General features: G+C 63.8%; 2 protein-coding genes. Both read right to left on the bottom strand.

Annotated features, from left to right (window positions below; translation table 11 throughout):
• Positions 1-37: 37 nt before the first annotated feature.
• Entirely contained in the window at positions 38-736 is a 699-nt protein-coding gene (locus HX873_RS30820; RefSeq protein WP_008430557.1) for a response regulator, read from the bottom strand.
• Complete coding sequence (locus HX873_RS30825; protein ID WP_177123738.1) at positions 711-4,097, bottom strand: ATP-binding protein; 3,387 nt, start codon at positions 4,095-4,097, stop codon at positions 711-713. Before HX873_RS30825 ends, HX873_RS30820 begins: the two co-directional genes overlap by 26 nt.
• Positions 4,098-4,289: the final 192 nt, after the last annotated feature.

Raw genomic sequence — 4,289 nt, forward strand, 5'->3', positions numbered from 1 at the left:
GACACACCGCATTCGCGAGCAAGCCCGCTCCCACATTTTAGACCGTGGCCATCTGTGGGATCCGGGTTGGACTCATCGCCGCCATCGCCACCGAAGTCGCCGCCGTGCGCGTCTCCACTCCCAGCTTCACATACACATGCTCCAGATGCTTGTTCACCGTCCTCGGACTCAACCCAAGAATGTCGCCAATATCCCGATTGGTCTTGCCACACGCCACCCAACGCAGCACTTCCACCTCCCGCTCCGTCAGTTGAAACCGCGCCGACAACAACTTGTGCGCCGGCTCATCCTCCAGGGTGATCACGCTCGGCTGTGTCGCCGCACGCGCCGACAGCAAAATCCGCGACGTACGCAAATGCGCCGCCACCCGCGCCAGCACTTCATCCGTCTGGATCGGCTTGGTCACGTAGTCACTCCCGCCCACCTCGAACCCCTGCACCACATGCTTGCTGTCGGTGAGCCCGGTCATGAACACCACCGGAATATCCGCGCTGGCCGGTTGCGCCTTGAGCCGGCGGCAGGTTTCAAATCCGTCCAGGCCGGGCATCACCGCGTCCAGCAGGATCAAATCCGGGCGTCGGCGTTGCACGCGGTTCAGCGCGCTGAGGCCGTCCAGCGCCACCAGCACCATGTAGCCGGCGTCGTCCAGGGCGTCGGAGAGCATGGCCAGGTTGTCCGGGGTGTCGTCGACAATCAGCACCACGCCGGGCTCAGCGCTGTGGGTCAAGGCATTCATCTTCGGCCTCCTTCAGGATGCGGTTGAGTTCTTCCAGGCGAAAGCTTTTCAGCAAGGCCCGGAGCTTGTTGATGAACGGTGCGGTACCTGGGCTGTCCAGCACGATGGCGTCGAGCTTTTCATGCAAACCACGCACATAGCCAATGGCGCTCAGTTCGGCGAGCACCGCGAGTTCTTCTGCGCTGGGTAGCGCGCCTTGGGTCGCGACCGGCGCGGCGAGCGGTGTGCGACGGCGCAGCCATTGCAAGTCCAGGTGCAGTTGCAGGCGCCCGAGCAATTCAGGGGTACGCACCGGCTTGGCCAGGTAGTCGTTGCAGGCGCCGGCGATGCTGCGTTCGCGGTCGTCAGTGAAGGCGTTGGCGGAGATGATGATAATCGGCGCGGCAGACAGCGCATTACGCCGGATCATCCGGCTGGTGGCCCAGCCGTCCATGGTCGGCATCGAGAGGTCCATCAGGATCAGGTCCGGCGACAGCAGCGCCACCTGGCGGATCGCCTCCTGGCCGTTGCTGGCCTGGGACACCTCGAAGCCCAGGGGCGTGAGCATGCCGCTGAGCACCTTGCGATGGTCCACGTGGTCATCCACCACCAGGATGCGCCGTCGTTCGCCGTGGTAGCCGATGATGTCGTGCTCCACATGCACCACGGCTTGCGGCACGCGGACCTGGGACAGGAACAGCCGTACCTGGAAGCAGGTGCCCTTGTCCAGCTCGCTGACCACCCGCAATTCGCCGCCCATCAGCGAGGTCAGCATGCGTGTGATGGTCAGGCCCAGACCCACGCCCTTGTCCTGGCGCATCAGGTCGCCGCGTTCGAACGGCTGGAAAATCCGCTCGATCTGTTCGGGGTCAATCCCGATGCCGGTGTCGATGATTTCGAAGTTGGCGGTCTCGCGCATGTAGCTGACCCGCAGGCGCACCTCGCCGCTGTCGGTGAAGTTGATCGCGTTGCCCAGCAGGTTGATCAGGATCTGCCGCACGCGTTTTTCATCACCACGCACCACAGCAGGGATCTTGCCCACGCAGTCCAGGCGAAAGCGCAGGCCCTTGTCTTCGGCCTGGGGGGTGAACATTTGTTCCAGGTCGTGGATCAGTTCCGGGAAGGGGATTTCGGTGAGTTCCAGGCGCAGCTTGCCGGCCTCGATCTTCGCCACGTCCAGCAGGCCGTCGATCAGCGACAGCAGGTGCGAGCCGCTGCGCAGGATGGTCGCCAGGGCGTCCTGATGCTGTTCGGGCATGGCACTGTCGCGCTGCAGGATCTGGGTGAAGCCAAGGATGCTGTTGAGCGGCGTGCGCAGCTCGTGGGACAGCCCGGTGACGTAGCGACTCTTGGCCGCGTTCGCTGCTTCCGAGGCTTCCTTGGCCTGTTGCAGGGCCTGGTCGGTGAGGCTGTGGGCGGCGATCTCCTGCATCAGCAGCGAGGTTTGCCGGTCGGATTCTTCCTGGGCCACCCTCCGGCTTTCGCGGGTGAGTACTACCCACCAGGCGAGTACGGCGGCCAGCACCGAGAGCGTGAGGAACGCCTTGAAAAACGCCTGGTACAAGGTTTGCGAATGGGGCAAACCCTGGGCCGCCTGCATGTAGATCAGCGCCAGCGCCCCGGCGAGCATCAGTACCAGCGCCAGTAACAAGCCCAGGTAGTGCGCGAGCCGGGTATGCAGGCGCGGTACCAGCGTGGTCGGCAACAACCAGCGCAACACCCCTTCGAACTGGCTGGCCAGGCGTGCGTGGGGTTTGCAACGGTCGCCGCAACGCGCATCCAGTGAGCAACAGAGCGAGCAGATCGGCGTGCTGTAGGCCGGGCAGAACGCCATGTCGGCGGTCTCGAACGGGTTGCTGCACAGCCCGCAGATCACCAGGCCGGTGCCGGGTTGCGGGTGTATCAATTGCGCCTCGCTGCTGCGCGCAATGTAGTAGCGGCCCTTGGTCAGCCACGCCAATAGCGGCGCCATGATTAACGCGGTGCCCAGCGCGACAAACGGTGGCGCAGCCTGGGCCAGGGCGCCGAACAGGCCGAAGTGGGCGAGAATCGACAGCAGCGAGGCAATCAGCATCGAGCCGACGCCCACCGGGTTGATGTCGTAGAGGTGCGCACGCTTGAATTCGATGTGTTTGGGCGACAGGCCCAGGGGCTTGTTGATTACCAGGTCCGCTACCAGCGTGCCGATCCAGGCAATCGCGATATTCGCGTAGAGCCCCAGCACCTGCTCGATCACATCGAACACGCCGAGCTCCATCAGCATCAGCGCAATGGCGACGTTGAACACCAGCCACACCACGCGGCCGGGGTGGCTGTGGGTCACGCGGGCAAAGAAGTTCGACCAGGCCAGGGAACCGGCGTAGGCGTTGGTCAGGTTGATCTTCATCTGCGAGATGAACACGAACAGCACCATCGCCCCCAGCGCCCATTCGGGAGAGGAGAACACATAGCCGAACGCGACGAGGTACATCTGGGTTGGCTCGGCGGCGCGCTCCATGGGGATTTCATGTTGCAGGGCGAGGAACGCCAGGAACGCCCCGGCGAACATTTTCAACGCCCCCGGCACGATCCAGCCGGGCCCGGCGCATAAAAGCGCGGCCCACCAGCGCTTGCGGTTGGCGCTGGTTTTTTCCGGAAGGAAGCGCAGGTAGTCCACCTGTTCGCCGATCTGCGTGACCAGCGACAGCGCCACGGTGCAGGCGGCGCAGAACGACAGCAGATTGAAGTCGCCACCGTCGCTGCTGCGGCCGACAAAGCTGGTCCAGTCGCTGAAGGCCTCGGGGTTCTTCCACAACACGAAGCCATAGGGCAGCACCAACAGCACCAGCCACAACGGTTGCGTCCACAGTTGCAGGCGGCTGATCAGCGTTACGCCGTAGGCCACCAGCGGGATCACCAGCAGTGAACAGATGACATAGGCGATGGCCAGCGGGATATGGAAATACAACTCCAGGGCCAGGGCCATGATCGCCGCTTCCAGGGCGAAGAACAGGAAGGTGAAGCTGGCGTAGATCAGCGAGGTGATGGTGGAGCCGATGTAACCGAAGCCCGCGCCGCGGGTCAGCAGGTCCATGTCTACGCCATAGCGGGCGGCGTAGTAGCTGATGGGCAGGCCGGTGAGAAAGATCACCAGGCTGATGGCGAGGATCGCCCAGAAGGTGTTGGTAAAGCCGTAGCTCAAAGCCAATACGCCGCCGATGGCCTCCAGCGCCAGGAACGACACCGCGCCCAAGGCGGTGTTGGCGATGCGCAATTCCGACCATTTGCGGAAGGACTTCGGGGTGTAGCGCAGGGCGTAGTCTTCCATGGTCTCGTCGGCGACCCAGGAGTTGTAGTCGCGGCGGATCTTGACGATGCGCTGGGTGCCGGGGAGGGGGTGCACGGTGGGGAACTCCTGCAAGGATGGGGAGATGGCAGCAATATTCGTGCCCCAGTCCTGCGGGGTGCGCTCTTCGTGGCGAGGGAGCTTGCTCCCGTTGGACTGCGAAGCAGGCCCAGCAAGACCACTTCATTTTTCCAGGCAGAACCGGGTCGCCGGTTTTGGGGCCGCTGCGCAGCCCAACGGGAGCAAGCT

The sequence above is a fragment of the Pseudomonas sp. P7758 genome (genome assembly GCF_013386485.1).
Classification (GTDB): Bacteria; Pseudomonadota; Gammaproteobacteria; order Pseudomonadales; family Pseudomonadaceae; genus Aquipseudomonas.

What these genes read in the sequence shown, in the direction of transcription:
- HX873_RS30820 (WP_008430557.1), bottom strand. Translation starts at nt 736, where the DNA reads ATGAATGCCTTGACCCACAGCGCTGAGCCCGGCGTGGTGCTGATTGTC.